The sequence below is a fragment of the Blastocatellia bacterium genome, from assembly GCA_035275065.1.
Lineage (GTDB): Bacteria > Acidobacteriota > Blastocatellia > UBA7656 > UBA7656 > DATENM01.
The window spans coordinates 1-18513 of sequence record DATENM010000150.1; the positions used below are offsets into that span (position 1 = coordinate 1).

General features: G+C 63.1%; 15 protein-coding genes. 12 read left to right on the top strand and 3 right to left on the bottom strand.

Translation table 11 applies throughout. From position 1 onward, the window contains the following. The 10 genes from bshC to VJ464_27515 all read left to right on the top strand — a co-directional run. The coding region (gene bshC, locus VJ464_27470) for a bacillithiol biosynthesis cysteine-adding enzyme BshC (protein HKQ08893.1) at positions 1–1590 on the top strand (1590 nt) is incomplete at its 5' end. Positions 1591–1815: 225 nt separating this feature from the next. Continuing rightward, a complete protein-coding gene (locus VJ464_27475) occupies positions 1816–2538 on the top strand; it encodes an FKBP-type peptidyl-prolyl cis-trans isomerase (protein HKQ08894.1) in 723 nt (240 codons plus the stop codon). Positions 2539–2614: 76 nt separating this feature from the next. Then, a complete protein-coding gene (locus tag VJ464_27480; protein HKQ08895.1) occupies positions 2615–3553 on the top strand; it encodes a cation diffusion facilitator family transporter in 939 nt (312 codons plus the stop codon). 23 nt (positions 3554–3576) lie between these two features. Beyond that, entirely contained in the window at positions 3577–5094 is a 1518-nt protein-coding gene (locus VJ464_27485; protein HKQ08896.1) for a glycosyltransferase family 87 protein, read from the top strand. Positions 5095–5290: 196 nt separating this feature from the next. Continuing rightward, positions 5291–6628, top strand: a complete 1338-nt coding sequence (locus VJ464_27490) for a cytochrome B6 (protein ID HKQ08897.1) — start codon at positions 5291–5293, stop codon at positions 6626–6628. Between the two features lie 239 nt (positions 6629–6867). Further along, on the top strand, positions 6868–7812 hold the full coding sequence (locus tag VJ464_27495; protein ID HKQ08898.1) for a MoxR family ATPase: 945 nt from the start codon (positions 6868–6870) through the stop codon (positions 7810–7812). 12 nt (positions 7813–7824) lie between these two features. After that, complete coding sequence (locus VJ464_27500) at positions 7825–9486, top strand: DUF58 domain-containing protein (protein HKQ08899.1); 1662 nt, start codon at positions 7825–7827, stop codon at positions 9484–9486. 132 nt (positions 9487–9618) lie between these two features. Next, a complete protein-coding gene (locus VJ464_27505) occupies positions 9619–11940 on the top strand; it encodes a DUF3488 and transglutaminase-like domain-containing protein (GenBank protein ID HKQ08900.1) in 2322 nt (773 codons plus the stop codon). A 154-nt stretch (positions 11941–12094) separates the two neighbouring features. Continuing rightward, positions 12095–12718 carry a cyclase family protein gene (locus VJ464_27510; protein ID HKQ08901.1) on the top strand — a complete coding sequence of 208 codons (624 nt, stop codon included), beginning with the start codon at positions 12095–12097 and terminating at the stop codon, positions 12716–12718. A 155-nt stretch (positions 12719–12873) separates the two neighbouring features. Continuing rightward, positions 12874–13515, top strand: a complete 642-nt coding sequence (locus VJ464_27515) for a hypothetical protein (GenBank protein HKQ08902.1) — start codon at positions 12874–12876, stop codon at positions 13513–13515. A 21-nt stretch (positions 13516–13536) separates the two neighbouring features. Here the strand turns inward: VJ464_27515 and VJ464_27520 are convergent, their stop codons facing one another. Further along, positions 13537–14277 (bottom strand): hypothetical protein, encoded by a 741-nt coding sequence (locus tag VJ464_27520; GenBank protein ID HKQ08903.1) that lies wholly within the window; start codon positions 14275–14277, stop codon positions 13537–13539. A 366-nt stretch (positions 14278–14643) separates the two neighbouring features. Between VJ464_27520 and VJ464_27525 the strand changes: the two genes are divergently transcribed. Continuing rightward, complete coding sequence (locus VJ464_27525; protein HKQ08904.1) at positions 14644–14997, top strand: hypothetical protein; 354 nt, start codon at positions 14644–14646, stop codon at positions 14995–14997. Between the two features lie 49 nt (positions 14998–15046). Beyond that, positions 15047–15979 carry a carboxypeptidase-like regulatory domain-containing protein gene (locus VJ464_27530; GenBank protein ID HKQ08905.1) on the top strand — a complete coding sequence of 311 codons (933 nt, stop codon included), beginning with the start codon at positions 15047–15049 and terminating at the stop codon, positions 15977–15979. Positions 15980–16065: 86 nt separating this feature from the next. Here the strand turns inward: VJ464_27530 and lpxK are convergent, their stop codons facing one another. Then, entirely contained in the window at positions 16066–17187 is a 1122-nt protein-coding gene (gene lpxK, locus VJ464_27535) for a tetraacyldisaccharide 4'-kinase (GenBank protein HKQ08906.1), read from the bottom strand. Between the two features lie 9 nt (positions 17188–17196). Continuing rightward, positions 17197–18513, bottom strand: coding sequence for a 3-deoxy-D-manno-octulosonic acid transferase (locus VJ464_27540; protein HKQ08907.1), 1317 nt, complete (start codon positions 18511–18513; stop codon positions 17197–17199).

An 18513-nucleotide genomic window follows, 5' to 3' on the forward strand; every position in this document is an offset into this window, starting at 1 on the left:
TACGGCAAGGTCGCGCGCTTCTACGCCGACTGCGGGCGCACGGCGTCGCCGCTCGCCGAGCACGCGCGCAAAGTCGGCGCGCAGTCGTTCGACCGTGAGCGCGTCGCCAACGCGCTCGAACGCATCAACCGCTGCGCCGGCTCGCCCGAGCTGACGTTCAAGAACATCGAGATGCTGCGCCGCCCCGGCTCCGTGGCCGTCATCACGGGCCAGCAGGCCGGCCTGTTCACGGGGCCGCTCTACACGATTCACAAGGCGATGACCGTCATCAAGCTGACGGACTGTCTGCGCGAGCAGGGCGTTGACGCGGTGCCTGTCTTCTGGGTCGCCAGCGAAGATCACGACTACGAAGAGGTGAATCATTGCCGCCTGATCGATGTCGAAGGCCACCTGAAGACCGTGCGCTACGACCCGGCGACGCGGCCCTCGGACGCGCCGGTCGGCCGCGTGCAAATTGACGAGGGGATCAACGCGGCGATTGAAGAGTTCGTCGCCGCGCTGCCGCCGTCCGAGTTCCTGAGCGACATCGAACGCGATCTGCGCGAGAGCTACGCCGAGGGCGCGGGCTTTGCCGACGCCTTCGCGAAGTTGATGGCGCGCATCTTCAAAGACTATGGCGTCGTGCTGCTCGACCCGCTCGATGAAGAGTTGAAGCAGGTCGCCGCGCCGCTCTACGCAAAGGCCATCGAGCGCACGCCGGAGATCGCGCGTGCGCTGGTCGAGCGCAGCCGCGAGCTTGAGCGCGCGGGCTATCACGCGCAGGTTCACGTGTCGGAAGACGCCGTGCCGCTCTTCGTCATGGATGGCGGCAAGCGCCTGGCGATGACGCAGCGCGACGGCCGCTTTTACGTGAAGGGCTCCGACCGCTCGTTCGATAAAGCCGAGCTTGTCGAGCTGGCGGCGCGCTGCCCGAACTGCTTCAGCCCGAACGTGACGCTGCGGCCCGTGGTGCAGGACTGGCTGCTGCCGACCGCCGCCTACATCGGCGGGCCGGCCGAGGTCGCTTACTTCGCGCAGATTCGCGCCGTCTACGAGACGCTGGAGCGACAGGAGCCGTGCGTGCTGCCGCGCGCGAGCATGACGATCATCGAGCACCGCCACCGCAAGACGCTTAAGAAGCTCAAGCTCGCCTTGCCCGACTTCTTCGACGGCCTGCACGCGGCCATCACGAAGGTCGTCGAGCAGAGCCTCGATCGCGAGACCGCCGACACGTTCGCCGAGACTGAGCGCGTGATCGGCGAGCAGCTCGACAAGCTCGAAGCCAGCCTGCGCCGCGCCGACGCCAGCCTGTCGGACGCGACCAGGAACGCGCGCGCCAAGATCGTCTACCAGCTCGACCACCTGCGCACGCGCTTCGTGCACACGAGCGCGCGGCGCGACGAGACGGTCTACCGTCAAGTTGAACGCGCCTACGCGACGCTCTTCCCGGACAAGAACCTGCAAGAGCGCGAGCTGAACATCTACTACCTGCTGGCGCGTTATGGCCCGACGCTGATGCGCGACCTCTACGATGCGGTCGAGATCGGCTATTCCAACCACCGGCTCGTCACCCTGAGCGGTATGCCTTCGCAAGTCGTCAACGCCGGCTGAGCGCCAGGCCCGACCGCCGCGCCATCACCTTGCCGCTGCTTGCGGGCGCGGGCTACACTTTTGCGCTGGCAAAGCCCTCTGGCGGCTTTTCCAAGTCTCGCGAAAGGAACTCCACTCGTGAAGCGTATTCTTTCCTTTGTACTCTTTATCACACTCGCCGCGACGCTGACCCTGGCGCAATCCAGAGGCCGGCGCGCTGCCGGCAACCGCGCCCGCACGCCTGCCGTGAGCGCCGAACAAAGTTTGCTCGCCGCCGAGCGTCAATGTTCCGAAGCCTTCAAGAATCGTGACCGGCAAGCCCTCGACCTGCTGCTTGCCGACGATTTTGTCTTCACCGACGAAGAAGGCAAGGTCTATGACAAAGCGAAGTACATTCAAGAGATCACCTCGGCGCAGGTCGAATCCTACAAGCTGGACGATCTGGCGGCGCGCGTCAGCGGCACGACGGGCGTCGTCACCGGTCTCTGGAGCGGCAAGATGACGATTGCCGGCAAAGACGCGAGCAGCGCGGTGCGCTTCACCGACACCTTCGTCAAGCGGCTCAATCGCTGGGTCGTGCTGGCGTCGCACGAGTCGCGCATTCCGCAGAAAGGCACGGATATGAGCAACGCCATCACCACGCCTTCCGGCCTGAAGTACATCGATGAGGTCGTCGGCACCGGTGCCAGCCCCGAACAGGGCCAGATGGTCACGGTGCATTACACCGGCACGCTCGAAAACGGCACCAAGTTCGATAGCTCGTATGACCACGGCCAGCCATTCACTTTTCAAATCGGCGTGAGCCCGGTCATCCGCGGCTGGGCTGAAGGCTTGATGACCATGAAGGTCGGCGGCAAGCGCCGGCTGATCATCCCGCCGCAACTCGGCTATGGGGCGCGCGGCGCCGGCAATGTCATCCCGCCCAACGCCACGCTCATCTTTGAAGTCGAGCTGCTCAAGATTCAGTAGGCAGTAGGCAGCCGGGAATGCTGTCGCTATCCGGCATTCCTGGCCATACTGCCTACTGCTTCTTGCCTGCTGCGTTATGGCACACGACCACGACCACGATCACACTCATCATCACCGCCATGCCAGCAACCGGCGGCGGCTGATTCTGGTGATGGCGCTGACGGTCGTCTATATGCTCGCCGAAACCATCGGCGGCTTTGTGACCAACTCGCTGGCGCTGCTGTCGGATGCCGGGCATATGCTGGCGGACGTGGCATCGCTGGGGCTGGCGCTGCTGGCGTTGTGGTTCGCGGCGCGGCCCATCACGCCGAAAAAAACCTACGGCTATTACCGCATGGAGATTCTCGCGGCGCTCGCCAATGGCGTCGCCCTGATTCTGATCTCGCTGCTGATCGCTTACGAAGCCGTGCATCGCTTACATCAGCCTGAACCGGTCAAAGGCTTCGAGCTGTTGTTGATCGCCGGCGGCGGGCTGGTGGTCAACGCGCTGAGCGCCTGGCTGTTGCATGGCGCGGCGGAAGAGAACTTGAACATGCGCGGCGCCTTTCTGCATATCATCGGTGACGCGCTCGGCTCGGTCGGCGCCATCATCGCCGGCCTTTTGATCTGGCGCTGGGGCTGGACGATGGCCGACCCGATCATCAGCTTCGTCATCTGCGCGCTGATCGTCTTCAGCTCGTGGCGGCTCATTCACGAATCGGTGAACATTCTGCTCGAAGGCACGCCCTCGCACATCAGCGTGCGCGCCGTCATCGAAGCCATGCACGATGTCAACGGTGTCGCCGACGTTCACGAGCTGCATATCTGGACGATCAGCTCAGGCAAAGAAGCGCTCTCGGCGCACGTCACGCTCGAAGCCGGCGCGGCGCACCGCGCGACGCTCGAAGCGTTGCAACAGGCCTTGCGCGCCCAATTCAACATTACCCACGTCACCATACAGATCGAGCTGCCGGACGAAGACGAGGTGGCCAGCGGCAGGCTCTATCAGATCGTCAAACGGACGCCGCACGACTGAGCAAGCCTATGGCGGTGCAGGTCATGAAAACCGAAATGCCCGACCCGGCGCCTGCCGAGGCGCTGTCGCGCTTCGCCGGCCTGCGGGCGGTTGCGGCTCCGGTTGCTTTATTGATCATCGGCGCGGCGATGCTCGGCCTCTGCTGGTGGGCGCGCGACCTGCACCGCTTTACGCAGTGGGTGGCGGCCTACATCTGGCTGTTCATCGGCGAGCTGGCGATGTGCATGCTGGCCTGCGGCGTGGTGCTGAAATGGAATCGGCATTCATCGCGCGCCGCTCGCTGGCTGACATTCGCCGTCATCATCATCTTTGCCATCGGCCTGCGGGCGACGCTGGTGCCGCAGCGGCCTTATCTTTCGACGGACGCCTATCGCTATGCCTGGGACGGCCATGTGCAGGCGCATGGCATGAACCCTTATCGCTTCGCCCCCGAGGCGCCGCCGCTTGAGCCGTTGCGCGATCCGGAGCGCTATCCGAACGTCACGCGGATTTATCCGAACATCAATCGCCCGAATCTGCCGACGCCTTATCCGCCGGGCGCGCAATTGGTTTACTTACTGGTCAGCTGGTTACAACCGTTGCGCGTGACGGCGTTCAAAGCGGCGGCGATGGCCTTTGACGTGATCACTATTCTGGCGCTGATGTGGGCGCTCGGGCGGGCGCGGCTGGACCCGGCGCGGGCGATTCTGTTTGCCTGGCACCCGCTGCCGATCTGGGAAGGCGCGCACAGCGGCCACATCGAAGCGGCGTTCATCATGCTGCTGGCGCTGGCGCTGGTGGCATGGACGGGTCGCCGCCACTGGCTGACGGGCGCGCTGCTGGGACTGGCGACAGCCGTCAAGTATTACCCGGCGCTCGTGCTGCCGGCCTTCCTGCGCGCCGTCAGTGAGCGAAGTACTGCGCCGCTGAAAGCCCGCTTGATTGCCGCGGCGCGCGCCGTCTTATTCAATCGAGCGAATCTCGTTATGGTCGGCTCGTTCGCGCTGACGCTGGCGATTGTTTACCTGCCTTATGTGCTGACGGGCGCGACCGGCTTCGGCGCGCTCGGCAACGAGTTCAGCGAAGAAGGCTTCACCGGCACGGGGGCGCGTTACTTTGCGCTCGATGTGATTCACAAGCTGGTGCCGCTGCGCGCCGACCTGTTTTTGATTGCTGCCGCGTCGTTGCTTGCGGCGCTCGGCGCGTGGTGGGCAATGCGCACAAAGGCGGGCGTGGCCGTGGTAGCGCGCGGCGCGGCGGCGCTCATCGGCGCATACTGGCTGCTGACCTCGCCGCGCTATGCGTGGTACTACGCCTGGATTCTGCCGTTCCTCTGTTTCGCGCCGCGGCTCGGTTGGATTTACCTGACCGGCGCGTCTGTCTTCATGTACTGCTTGTGGTACGAGCCGCTGGTCTATCCCGACTTGCCTCTGTGGCTCGGCGCAGTCGTCTACCTGCCGGCGCTGGCGTGGCTGGCGTGGGAGGTCTGGCGCGAGCCCTACGCGCCCGATGGCGGCGCTGCCGACGCGGCGCGTGAAGAAGCGACCTCGCCCGTGGAGTGATTGCCGGCAGTCGTGTTGCGATTGCTAGCCTTGCTGATTAAGATAAGTTCGTCCGGCATCAGATTACCGCAGCGCAGTCGAAGCTGTATCCCCACACCGTTCAACCTTCGGCAGAATGGGAGGATCATCCATGAACCTGAGAACCCAAATCAAAATGCTGGCGGCGCTCGTCTTTATCGCGGCGGGCGTTGCAACCATGCTGGTCAGCCCCGCCACTCGCGCCCAGGACAGTGGCAAGAAGACGGAGCCGCAGTCGTCGTTTTCGCCGGTCGTCGAAGAACCGTTCGCGGTCGTCTTGAAGCGCGACAAGGCCAACAAGGCGCGGGTGATGGCCGAGCATCAACGGCTGCTCGAAGCACGCTATGACCTGAGCCGTCGCGTTGACCAGAGCGTCACCATGACGCGCGGCAAACCAATCCCCGTAGGCCCGACGGCGCGCCTCAAGGGCGTCACCTGGGAGCAGCTCGGCCGCATGTCGCCGGAAGAGATCCGCGACAAGGGCGTCTTTCCTTACCTGCCGCTGCCGCACGTCAGTCATCCGGTCGGCGGCATGATCTTTCCGCAGGCCGAGGTCAAAGCCCTGCCGCGGCTAGAGCGCTTTGACATGGATTTCGACCTGCCGGAGCAGTTCTTGCCGGAATTCCCGCCGGCCATCTTCCTGACGACGCGCCCCGATCTCGGCGACGTGTCGAAGGGGCAGTTGGTGACGATCAACAACTTCTACGAGCTGTTCAACGGCATCCTCAACCCGAAGCAGCTCGACGGCCTGCGCCTGCTGGTGTCGCAGTTCCCGCAGCAGCAGTTCAACGCCACCGCCGACCGCAAGACCGAGCGCGCGGAAGGCATGTTGGGCGTCGCCTGCTTCGACTGTCACGTCAACGGGCACACTTCGGGGGCGGCGCATCTGGTCGGCGACATCCGCCCGCAAGAGAATCGCCGGCGCATCGAAACGCCGAGCCTGCGCGGCGTCAACATCCAACGTCTGTTCGGCTCGCAGCGCGCCCTGCGCACGGTCGAAGACTTCACCGAATTTGAGCAGCGCGCCGCCTACTTCGACGGCGACCCGGTGATTGCCACCAAGAAGGGATTGAACATTCTTGAGCGCGGCTCGCAGATTCATGCGATGGCCGAGTTTCAAGAGCTGCTCGACTTTCCGCCAGCGTCGAAGTTGAATCTCTTTGGCCGCCTCGACCGCGCCAGGGCGAGCGAGAGCGAAGTTCGCGGCGAAGACCTCTTCTTCGGCAAAGCCAGTTGCGCGGCCTGTCACACGCCGCCTTACTACACCGACGGGCTGATGCATGACCTGAAGGTCGAGCGCTTCTACCGCCCGCGCATGGAAGGCGGCATGATGATCACCGCGCAGGGGCCGATCAAGACCTTCCCGCTGCGCGGCATCAAAGAGTCGCCGCCTTACCTGCACGATGGCCGCTTGCTGACGCTTGAGGATACGGTCGAGTTTTTCAATCTCATCGAACAGCTCAATCTTTCGGCGCAGGAGAAAAAAGACCTGGTCGCTTTCTTGCGCGCTTTGTAGCCCTATTCAAAAGATGAATTAAACACAGAGACACAGAGGCACGGAGGTACACAGAGAAGACTCCGTATCTCTGTGTCTCTGTGTCTCTGTGTTTTTCTTTCATCCCTGTTTCGCAGAACTGAATGCTCCTGCCGCTTCGGGGAGGCTTTTAGCGCGGCGTGACTTTACGTCGCGCGCTGGCGGCTTTTATGCTAAATTGAATCGTGCGCCCAAATCGGTTGAGCGGAGAATTTAGCTTAGTGATCAGCACTGCCGGGAAGCTCGAACAACTCCAGAAAACAATCGAATCAGTCATTCGCGGCAAGTCGGATGTCGTCGAGCTGGCGCTGGTCACCTTGATTGCCGACGGCCACCTGCTCATCGAAGACGTTCCCGGCGTCGGCAAAACTACCCTGGCGCAAGCCATGGCGCGCAGCTTCGACTGCTCGTTCCAGCGCATCCAGTTCACCTCTGATATGCTGCCGAGCGACATCCTCGGCCTCGAAGTCTTCAACCAGCAGCAGAGTTCTTTCGAGTTCAAGTCCGGCCCCATCTTCGCCAACGTCATTCTCGCCGACGAGATCAACCGCACGACGCCGAAGACCCAGTCGGCCTTGCTTGAAGCGATGGCTGAAGGCCACGTGACGGTCGAGCAAGTGACCTATAAGCTGCCGCGCCCGTTTATTGTCCTGGCGACGCAGAACCCGGTCGAGCATCACGGCACCTACCCGCTGCCCGAATCGCAGATGGATCGTTTCATGATGCGCGTGCGCATGGGTTACCCCGACCTCGAAGACGAGAAGACGATCCTGCGCCAGCAGACCTTCAACTCGGCGGTCGAGCGCCTGTCGCCGGTTATGCACAGCGATGACGTGCTACAGCTCCAGCGCGAAGCGCGCGAGGTGGCGGTAGACGAATCCTTGCTCGATTACCTGATCCGCATCGTGCGCGCGACGCGCCAGTCGGATTTACTCGACCTCGGAGTCAGCCCGCGCGGCTCGCTTGCCTTGTATCACGCGGCGCAGGCGATGGCCTTTATCGAGGGGCGCGATTACGTCATCCCCGACGACATCAAGCGGCTGGTTGTGCCCGTCTTTGCCCACCGCATCGTCGTCAACTCGCGCTACTCTACGGGGATGCGGCGGTCGGACGAAGCCGAGGCGGCGCTTCAAGAAATTCTCAAGACCATCAATGTGCCGCTCTAAGAGTTTGTAGTTATGAACCGGCAAGCGTGGCGCGATTTCTTCATCACTGTCTTTTTCCTCGGCGTTGCTTTTCTGGTGGCGTTGCTCAGCTCGGTCGCCGCCGACCAGCGCAATACGCAACTGGCGACGATTGCCGCCGCCGTGTCACTGGTGCTGGCCTTGCTCGGCGCGCTCTACATCATCCCGCGGCTGGCGCGTAATGTGCGGCTTGAAATCCTGCGCTTCGCCATCCGCACGACGGTGACGGTCGAGGGCTTGCTGTTCATCGTCTTTCTGGTGATCATCGGCTTTGCCGCCTGGAACACCGGCAACAATCTGCTCTACCTGATTCTCTCGGCGATGCTCGCCTTTCTGATTGCCGCCAACCTGATCGGGCGAGTGTCGCTCGCCGGCGTCGCCGTGCAATTGCGCTTTCCCGATCATATCTATGCCGGCGAATCGGCCAGCATCAGCGTCACCTTGCTCAACCACAAGCGCGTGCTGCCGAGCTTCAGCGTCCTGGTCGAGGCGCTCTCGGAGCCGCGCGAAGCGCGGGACGTGACGGCGCGGCGACGCGGCGACGCGGATAAAGGGGACGCGGCGACGCGGCGACGCGGCGACGCGGAGAAAGAGGAGAAAGACGGGCTAGCCAGTGATGACAAGGTGAAACTCGCCGCGTCGCTGCGTCCCCGCGTCGCCGCGTCGTTCCTGCCGCCGGCGTTGTTAGAGATTGGTAAGCTGGCTTACTTTGTCCTCGTGCCGGCGGGCGCGTCGGGGCGGCATCGCATCGAGCGGACATTCGCGCGCCGCGGACGTTACCCCATCACAGGCTTTCGCCTGGCGACCAAGTTCCCCGCCGGGTTCTTCAAGAAGTGGCGGCGCATTGATGCGCGCGGCGAGCTGATCGTCTACCCCAAGCCGCAGCCGCTCAGCGATTTTTACCACTCGCTGCCGATGCTCGCGGGGCGCATCGAGAGCCGGGCGCGCGGCTCGGGCGACGACCTCTACGCCATCCGCCGCTACCAGACCTCGGATCACCAGCGCAACATTGACTGGAAGGCGACCGCCAAGGCGCAACAGATGATGGTGCGCGAGCACACCCGCGAAGACGAGTGGCGATTGACTATCGTTTTCGACACCATGGCGCCGCCCGATCTGGCCGCCTTACGGACGAACGAGCCGGATAAAAAGTCGCAAGACAACGGCACCGCCGAGCCTGACGAAGAGCGGCAGCGCCTGGCCGCCGCCTTCCAAGAAAAATTCGAGCGCGCCATCGTCGAAGCCGCGTCATTCGCCAATCACTTTATTTTGGAGCGCGCCGAGGTGGAACTGATCACCCCGGAGGAGCGCTACAACGTCGGTTCGGGCGCCGGCTACGAGCAGCTTTATAAAATCCTGCGTGTGCTGGCGACGTTGCAACCGACGGTTTATGCGGTAGAGACAGAAGAGGCCGCCGAGGCCGCGCCGGCCCCGCGTCGCCTCTTCAAACGGCGGCCCCGCGCGGTCGCTGCAAGCGCCGGCGAAGCGGCGGCGATGCCGCGCGCCGCCGGCCAGATCAGTTGGCGCTTGCTCGACGAATTGCCGGTGCTGGGCGACGAACGGCGTTTTAAGGTGCTGATCACTTCGGCGGCCAAGGGCACGATCCCGGCGCACATCTGGCGCAGCGCCCACGTCGTGTTCATGGATGACCTCTGAGAGAGGAGGCAGTAGGCAGGAAGCAGGAGGCAGTGATGAGTAATGAGTGATGAGTGAATCGGCTCCCCACTCATTACTCATCACTCATCACTGCTTTTCCTGCCTCCTGCTTCCTGCCTACTGCCTACTGATATGGAGACGTACTTTCGCATCACTTCCTACGCGCTGGTGGCGACGGCGTTTCTGGCGCTGGCGCTGACCGGGCAGCTCGACGGCGCATCAATGATCTTGTATGCGGCGGCTATCGGCGCGAGCTTCGTGCGCGACCACCGCCGTCGGAATGATGAGGACCACCAGGGCGTCGCGGTGTCGCGCTGGCGCATGTGGGCGTGGCGCGGGCTGGTGGCGCTCTACCTGCCGTTCTTATTTTTCGATGCCGCTGTGCTGACGAACCGCGTGCTGGCGCTCGTCCACCTGGCGCTGTTCGCGTCGGCGATGAAGCTCTTGCAGGCGAAGCGCGACCGCGACTGGGTCTTTCTTTATGTGATCGCGTTTTTCATGATGCTGCTGTCGGCGGGCCTGACCTTCAATGCGACGTTCGTCGCTTCGCTCGTCCTATTCCTTTTCTTCTTCGTGTCGTCGCTCGCGGCCTTCGAGGTGCGCCGCGCCCAGCGCGAGATCGAAGCCTCTCAAGACGAAATCATCGCCCCGATCAAGGCGTTGAAGCGGCGCGCCGGGGGCGAAGTCACGACCAGCCCGCGCCGCCGCGTGCGCTATCTGCTGGGGGCGTCCTTCGCCCAGGTCGCGATTGTGGCGGTGCTGACGTTGCCGTTTTTCTTTATGATCCCGCGCTTCGGCGGCGGCATCACGCAGGGCTTTTCCGAAACCCCGGCAACCGGCTTCTCGAACACCGTCGAGCTTGGGCAGGTGGCGCGCATCAAGAAAAGTCAGCAGGTCGTGATGCGCGTTCAGCTCGACCGCAATCCGGGCCGTTACCTGCGCTGGCGCGGCGTCGCCCTCGACCAGTATGAGAACAACACCTGGAAAGTCGGCGGCGCGATGAACCGGGTTCAGACCTGGGATAATATCAAGAATAGCGGCGCGACCGAGAGCGCCGCGCCTTTGGAATGGACTTACCCGCTAGAGAAGACGGCACCGCCACGCGAAACGCTTCCCGAGCAGAAGATCATCCTTGAGCCGCTCGACACGCCGACCCTGTTTGCGGCACAGAAGGCGCTCTATCTGCGCGGCCCGATGAGCAGTCTGCACCGCGACAGCTATACCGGCGCGCTCTGGACCGGGGGCGCCTTCAAGCGGCGCATCGTTTATTCGGTCTGGTCTGATCTGAGCCTGCCCAGTGAGCAGGAATTGCGCGCTGAGACGCTGACGGATTTGCCGGACGACATGAAACGAATGTACGTCCTGCCATGGCTGCAACTGCCGCGCAAGCTCGACCTGCGTATTCGCCAGGAGGCGCACCGGGTCGTCCATGAGGCCGGGGCCGTGACGCCATTCGACAAGGCGAAGGCGATTGAAACGTATCTGAAAACACGCTTCGGCTACACGCTCGACCTGAAGATCAACAGCGAAGACCCGCTGGCCGAGTTTCTATTCGACGTCCGCGAAGGGCACTGCGAATACTTCGCCTCGGCGATGGTCGTCATGCTGCGCACGCTGGGCATCCCGGCGCGCATCGTCAATGGTTTTCAGATGGGCGAGTACAACGATGTCAATCGCATGTTCACGGTGCGCGAGAGCGACGCGCACTCGTGGGTCGAAGTCTATTTCCCGCACGCCGGCACCTGGGTCGAGTTCGACCCAACGCCGGCCGCCGGCATCAACGACTATTCGCAGGGCGGCTTGCTCGCGCGCTTCCGCAAGTACATGGATGCGATGGAGGTCTTCTGGCTCGACTACATCGTCACGCTTGACAGCGACGAGCAGGCATCGATCATCGTCGGCTTGCAGCGGCGGCTGGCGGCAGTCAAAGACCGTATGATGGCTTACTATAACAGCGCCAAGCAATGGACACGGCAGGCGCTGAGCTTCGTGATGGCGCGCGACTGGCAGACGGTTGACTGGCTGAAGCTCGCCGCCCTGCTGTTGCTTGTCTTAATGGGCGGCGGCACGCTTTACGTGCTGCGCCACATGAAGCAATGGAGCCTGGCGCCGACCGGCTACGGCCCGTGGTGGCACCGCTGGTTCATTCTGCCGACGTGGAAACACCGGCGCCGCGCGCGCGGCGATGGGCGCGAATGCGCGGTCATGTTTTACGAGCAGATGCTGGCCATCGCCAATCGCGCCGGGCTGCGCAAGCCCGCCGATCAGACGCCGATGGAATTTGCCTCGACCAGCGGCTCTGAAGCCATCTCTGAAATCACCCGGCTTTACAACCGTGTGCGCTTCGGCGGCGCGGCGCTCGACGAAACCGAAAGCCGCCGCGTATCCGAGCTGCTCGGCGAATTGAAGCGCCACCTGCGAAAAGCAGGGAGCAGGAAAGGCAGGAATGAGTGATGAGTGATGAGTGATGGGTCGGGGACCGCTTCATCCATCACTCATCCTTTATCACTCATCACGGCCTACTGTCCCCTATCCGCCGAATTTGACAACCACCGGCGCGCCACTTAGCATACTTCGCATCAATAACGAGAAGAGGAATTCAAGGGGTATGAAGATTTTCGATGTGACCGTCCCGATCTCGAAGGATATGCCGGTTTATCCCGGCGATCCGGCGGTGAAGATTGAGCGCAAAGCGACGATTGATAAGAAAGAGGCAAAGTATAATTTGAGCCGTTACTCGTTCAACTCGCACGTCGGCACGCACGTTGATGCGCCCTTTCACTTCATCGCCGATGGCAAGACGGTTGACCAGTTGCCGCTTGAAATATTGATCGGTCGCACACGCGTCGTCGAAGTGACCGCGCCGCGCATCGATGAAGCAGCGCTCAAAGAGTTCACTTTTACGGCGGACGCGCGCGTGCTGTTTAAGACGCGCAACTCGTACCTCTGGAGCCAGCCGCGCTTCGTCGAAGATTACGTTTACATTACGCCGGGAGCGGCCCGCGCCCTGGTCAATGAGGGGATTAAGCTCGTCGGCATCGATTATCTTTCGGTTGAACAGTATGGCAGCGACACGTTCGAAACGCACCTGACACTGCTCGGGGCCGGCACGCTGATTATCGAAGGGCTTGACCTGCGCGAAGTCGAGCCGGGCGATTATGAGATGATCTGCCTGCCGATGAAGATTCAGGGCGGCGACGGCAGCCCGGCCCGCGTCATCCTCAGACAGTAAACCGTGACAGGTGACAGATGCCAAGAAGTGATGAGCGATGAGCAGAAAGTGATGAGTGCGGAGAGCGAAGCGTACAGCGCGTCTGCTTACTCATCACTCATTACTCATTACTCATCACTTCCTTTTTGCCACTCGTCACTCGTCACTCGTCACTTATGAAAGACGAAGACCTGATCCAGCTTGCCAGCGACCATCGCGTCATCGCCGTCGTGCGCACGCGGTCGGCAGAGACCGCTTTGCGCGCCTCGGAAGCGGCCATCATCGCGGGGGTCAAGCTGGTCGAAGTCGCGCTCACGACGCCCGGCAGCTTTCGCGTCATCGCTGACCTGCGCCGTCAGTACGGCGACCGCGCGGCTATCGGCGCCGGGTATGTGATGAGCCAGGATCAAATTGATCGCGCCATCAAGAGCAGTGCGCAATTCATCTCGATGCCGCACACCAGCGCGCCGCTCATTGATGCCTGCCGCAAGCGGCGCGTGCCGCCGGTCATCGGCGCGCTGACGCCGACCGAAATCGCCGCGGCCTGGGCGCTTGCGGTGCCGCTGGTGACGTTGTTTCCTGCCGCGCCGCTCGGCGGGCCGGAATATGTCGCGGCCATCACCTCGCGCATGCCGGATGCGCGGCTGGTCGTCGCCGGCAGCGTCGGGCCTGAGAACATCGTTGATTATTTCGCCGCCGGCGCTTTTGCCATCGCCGTCGGCAGCCGCTTGTTCACGCCGGGCGACCTGCAATACGAAAACTACACCGCCATTGCCGAGCGCGCGCGCGGCATGATTCGCCTCGCCGGCGTCGCCTGATTCGCCCACCCGCCAACCGCTTCACGGCAGCTCCGGCAGCATCAACAGGTAATCTTTGTTGACGCGCCCCATATGAACATACTGGTCGTCTATCTTTTTGATCGAGATGACATTGGCGCTGAACACGCCATAGATCACCGCGGCCAGAAAGAGCGGAAGGCCCAGCAAGACGACGCCGGCCAGGCTATTGGCCGCGCCGAGGATGATCATCGCAATGCTGAGCGCGATCAGTCCCCAGCTCACCGCAATGGCGACGCGCCGCTTGGAAAAATGCTCGTCGCACAGGCCGAGATTGAGGACGACCGACTTGCGCACGACCATCGCGACAATGGCGTAAATCAGGATGCCGGCCAGGATGGTCAGCGCCCATGCCGGGTGGTGCCACGAGTACCGTTTCGTCAATCTCCGGCCATTGGCTGGGTTGTTGCACTTGATGCAGCGATCCGGCAGCGTCGCCTGCTTGTGCATTACGAGCGTATTCTTCTGCTGCCATACGCCTGAAATAGACCACGGTGCTTGCGCCGCCGCCGGCGGCCCGCCATAAGCCGGCACCGGCGACATCGCCGCCTGAGCCGCGCCGCCATAGCCTGCCTGCGGGTCGCCATAAGGCGGCGGCGTTGGGTAGGGCGGTGGCGCTGTATAGGGCGGCGCTGCCGGGTCAACCGGGCGTGCGGCGGCTTCGAGCACGGTGCCGCAATTTCGGCAGAAGCGACTGGTGGCCGGGACGACCAGCGCGCATGTCGGACAAGTCTGCGAAGCCATGTTTATCTCCTGCGTGAAAGGTGTTGAAGCGAGCGGCACGCTCGCCGTCGGCCCGCATTATAGCTCGCCTGTCGCGATGGCGGAAGATTAAGATCAACCGGTCGCCCGCCACTCAGCCGTAGCGGCCTGCGGCTGAAGGGCAGGCAACTGCCTTGAATTTTCCGCGCACGGCTCACCGAATCGCATAGCGCCACCCCAAATCGTTTATGGCGGCGACCGCGGGCGGCAGGGCGCATTTTATAAACCCCTGTAAAAACAAACTTTTTGTCTGTGGGCAGGGGAGCCGTCGCTACGGCATATCGGTTGCTCTTATTGAATAGCGCGGCCCGCAAGCCGCAACATCAGAGAGGACGGAGGGTCGAAAAAATGTTGAGTCTTAATAAGAGAGTTTTCGCCGGGTTGTTGAGCCTTGCGCTTTTATTCGCCATCGTTTCCCCGGCTGGTGCCCAGTGGCGTCGTCGTGACCGCGGGCTGTCAACGGGCGAAAAAGCCGGAATCATCGCCGGCGGTGCGGCGGCTGGCGCCTTGCTTGGTGGTTTGATGGGCGGCAAGAAGGGCGCGGTGATCGGCGGCCTGCTCGGCGGCGGCGGCGGCACGGGCGTGGTCATTTACAAAGACCGCCAGGATAACCGCTGGGATCGTTATCGCGAAGACCGTTACCGGTACTACCGCGATTCGCGCTATCGCTACTACAACAACTACAACCGCTGGCGCCGCTAAGCCGGTTTCAGCGCGAGCGCATCGCTGCTAGAATGTCTTGCATAGAGCGATGACAACGAAACTGATGAAATGGACAGGGCCGCCGACAGCCATTCTGCTGCTGTCGGCGGCAATCGTTTTTGGTGCCGTGCGTCCGCAGACGACCGCGCCGTTACAGAAACGCCGCGTCGTCGCGCAAGGTCGCTTGACCGGCACGCGCGACCTGTTGCAAATCATCACCTGGCAGACGGCCAACCCACCGCGCACCTCGCGCCCTTACGCGCAGGCGCATCTCGCCATCGAAGCGCCGCGCGGGAAATCGCGCATCGCCTTTCAAGTTGATGGCGGCGAAACACAGTACCTGGTTGATCGCGTGCAAATCGCTGACCTCGATGGCGACGGCGTGCCCGAGATCATCAGCCTCTGGCAGGAAGGCGCTTCTGCCGGCAGCCGCCTGCGCGTCTTTCACTGGGATCGCGCACGGCAAACCTTCATCGAGCTAAAGAGCCAGGATGATCTCGCGGGCATCCATGCTTATCGCATCAGCCCGGCGCGCGGCGCGCGGCACGTTGTGATCTACTCGCGCACGATAAGCAAGCCATCTTCCCCGGTGCAGCTAGGCGAGCTTGCGGTGCGTGGCGCGGAGCTGGTTCGTGTCAACGGAAGGGACAACGTGCGGACGCAAACCGAATCAGGGATCGAGGGCCGGACGCTCATCAGCCCGACGCGGCCCGGCCCGACCAGAGTCACTGACCCACCGGACATCGCCCCTTATCCGGCGACCCTGGCGATTATTTCCACGGCCACAGACCGCGAAGTCGCCCGCCTGAAAACCGGCTCTGATGGCCGTTTTCGTGTCGCCTTGCCGCCGGGCGAATACCGCGTCGTCTATGCGCCTGAGCGGCCCGGCCGGATGCTGCCACACGCTACGGAAGAGCTTGTCCGCGTCCTCCCCGGCCAGTTTGCCCACGTTGAGATTCATTTCGACAGTGGAATGCGTTGAGGAGCAAGAAGTCAGGAGTCAGGAGTCGGAAGACAGAATAGAAGAGGAAGCCGGCGGCAGTGAATACACTTCTCGCGCCGCCGCGTTTATTCTGACTCCTGACTCCTGACTCCTGACTTCTTCTTCGCAATCACCGTCCTGAGCAGCAAACTCTTCAAGCGAATCTCGTCGTCGCTCTGGATGCCCATCTGGGCGACGTAGAGCGGCACCGCGCCCTGCCGCAGTCCTTCAAGTCGCACCGCATCCTTTTCCGTCGCGATCACGAAATCGGCTGCCGCCTGTTGCGCGGCGGCGCTCGCGCGGTCGAGATCAGCCTGCGTGAAGGGATGATGGTCGCGGAAGAAATTTTCGCTGACGATATCGATGCCGGCTTGCAGAATGTCGTCGGCAAAAGCGTGCGGATTGCCGATGCCGCACAGCAGCGCCGCCTTCCAGCCGGCGAATTCGCGCGCTTCATAGACCGTGCCGGTCTCAAGGTGGCGCAGGCCGTTGATGCAGCTCGCCACATACATCACGGGAATTTGATCGCCGCAGAAATGGCGAATGATGGCTTGCGCCCGCGCCTGATCGAATGGCCGGTCGGCGCGCGTGACGATGATGGCATCGGCGCGCTTGATGCCGTAAAGCGGCTCGCGCAGGCGGCCCAGCGGCACCATCTCGAAATCGCCGAACGGATCGCTCGCGTCGATCAACAACAGATTCAAGTCGCGCGCCAGTTGCAGGTGCTGATACGCATCGTCGAGCACCAGCACATTGGCGCCGAGCCCGCGGGTGGCGCGCAAGCCGGCCTCGAAGCGGTCTTTGTGAATGACGATGGGCACGTCGGGCAGCCGTCGCGCCAGCATCAGCGGCTCGTCGCCGACTTCGCGGTATGACCGGGAGTTTACCGATTCGACGTCCGCGCCGCCACTTGAAGGGCCCGGCGCATTGAGCATTTGCATGGCGGCGGACTCGCGCCCGTAGCCGCGTGTGAGAATCGCTACGCGGTGCGCCTCGCCGCGCAGGTAGCCGGCGATGTATTCGACCATCGGCGTCTTGCCGGTGCCGCCGAGCGTGATGTTGCCGACGGCGATCACGGTCGCCTCAAGCCGGCGTGGCTTCAGGTAGCCGGTTTCGTAAGCGGCGACGCGCAAGCGCACCGCCAGCTCATAAAGTTTCGCCGGCAGCCAGACCATCGCGCGCTTAAGCCTTTTGTCTTTAGCGATCACCGCATTCGCTCACGAAATTCGCTCACGAATCGCCGCCACGGTGCAGCGGGTCGCGCCGCGATTCGATAGTAAGATTTGTCGCGCCCTGGCGCCCAGCGCCCGCGCCGCCTCGCCGTCTCGGAGCAGGCGGATCAGCTCGCGGGTGAGCGCGCTGGCCAGGGCTTCGCCGGTCGCCTGTATCTGCACGACGGCGGCGGCGGCGGCGAAGTCTGCGACGATCTGCCGAAAGTTCTCGGTGTGCGGGCCGACGATGATGGGCCGGGCAAAAGCCGCGGGCTCGATGATGTTGTGGCCGCCGCGCGCCACCAGGCTGCCGCCGACAAAGACGACGCCGGCGAAGCGATAAACCGCCGCCAGCTCGCCGATAGTGTCGAGCAGGATGATGTCGGCGCGTGCCGCGTCAGCCTGCGCGACCGAGCGCCGCGCATAATCAAGACCGCTTTGCGCAATCAAAGCGGCAACCTCGTCGAAGCGTTCCGGGTGGCGTGGCGCGATCAGCAGCCGCGCCTCTTCAAGTCCCGGCTCGCGGCGAATCTCGCGGAGCGCCGCAAGCAACATCGGCTCTTCGCCGGGCGCGGTGCTGCCGGCGACAATCAGGAAGCGCGAAGCCGAGAGCGCGAACTGGCGATCAATCTCGCTGGCGATTGGCGAGGCGACATCATCGGCCTGCGGCTCGCCGTCGCTTGCCGCCACATCGTATTTGAGATTGCCGCAGACCCGCACTTCGCTTGCGCCGAGCGCGCGGGCGCGTTCCGCGTCAGCGTCGGATTGCATCACCAGCAGCGACAGATCGGCGAGCGCTCGTTTGATGAAGCGGCGCGCTCGCCGGTAACGCGCAAACGAGCGCGGCGAGATGCGCCCGTTGGCGATGACCGTGACAATGCGGCGGCGGCGGCACTCGCGCAAGAAGTTCGGCCACAGCTCGGTTTCAAGAATCACGACCAGCGACGGTCGCACGCGGTCGAGGGCGCGGCGCACGCTGAACGACCAATCGAAAGGGAAATAGCAGACCGCATCAAAATGCCCCGGCTGCTCGGCACGCGCCAGCCGCTGGCCAGTCGCTGTGGTTGTCGAAACCAGAATGCGCCAGCCGGCGAGCTCTTCGCGCAGCGCGGCGATCAATGGCCTGGCCGCGATAAACTCGCCGACCGACACCGCATGCACCCACACCGTCGGGCGCGCGTCGTCGCCAGGCGCTTTCGGCAAGCGTCCCAGCCGCTCGCGAAAGCTGCCCGCATACTTGCCGTGACGTAAAGCTTGATAAATGAAATAGGGCAGCAGCAGCACGAACAACGCCGTCAGGATGAGGCTGTAGAGCAGGTACAT

Excerpts from the sequence above, each read along its gene's own strand:
- VJ464_27480 (HKQ08895.1), top strand. The coding sequence starts at position 2,615 with ATGGCACACGACCACGACCACGATCACACTCATCATCACCGCCATGCC.
- VJ464_27485 (HKQ08896.1), top strand. The coding sequence starts at position 3,577 with ATGAAAACCGAAATGCCCGACCCGGCGCCTGCCGAGGCGCTGTCGCGC.
- VJ464_27490 (HKQ08897.1), top strand. The coding sequence starts at position 5,291 with ATGCTGGTCAGCCCCGCCACTCGCGCCCAGGACAGTGGCAAGAAGACG.
- VJ464_27500 (HKQ08899.1), top strand. The coding sequence starts at position 7,825 with ATGAACCGGCAAGCGTGGCGCGATTTCTTCATCACTGTCTTTTTCCTC.
- VJ464_27505 (HKQ08900.1), top strand. The coding sequence starts at position 9,619 with ATGGAGACGTACTTTCGCATCACTTCCTACGCGCTGGTGGCGACGGCG.
- VJ464_27510 (HKQ08901.1), top strand. The coding sequence starts at position 12,095 with ATGAAGATTTTCGATGTGACCGTCCCGATCTCGAAGGATATGCCGGTT.
- VJ464_27515 (HKQ08902.1), top strand. The coding sequence starts at position 12,874 with ATGAAAGACGAAGACCTGATCCAGCTTGCCAGCGACCATCGCGTCATC.
- VJ464_27520 (HKQ08903.1), bottom strand. The coding sequence starts at position 14,277 with ATGGCTTCGCAGACTTGTCCGACATGCGCGCTGGTCGTCCCGGCCACC.
- VJ464_27525 (HKQ08904.1), top strand. The coding sequence starts at position 14,644 with ATGTTGAGTCTTAATAAGAGAGTTTTCGCCGGGTTGTTGAGCCTTGCG.
- VJ464_27530 (HKQ08905.1), top strand. The coding sequence starts at position 15,047 with ATGACAACGAAACTGATGAAATGGACAGGGCCGCCGACAGCCATTCTG.
- VJ464_27540 (HKQ08907.1), bottom strand. The coding sequence starts at position 18,513 with ATGTACCTGCTCTACAGCCTCATCCTGACGGCGTTGTTCGTGCTGCTG.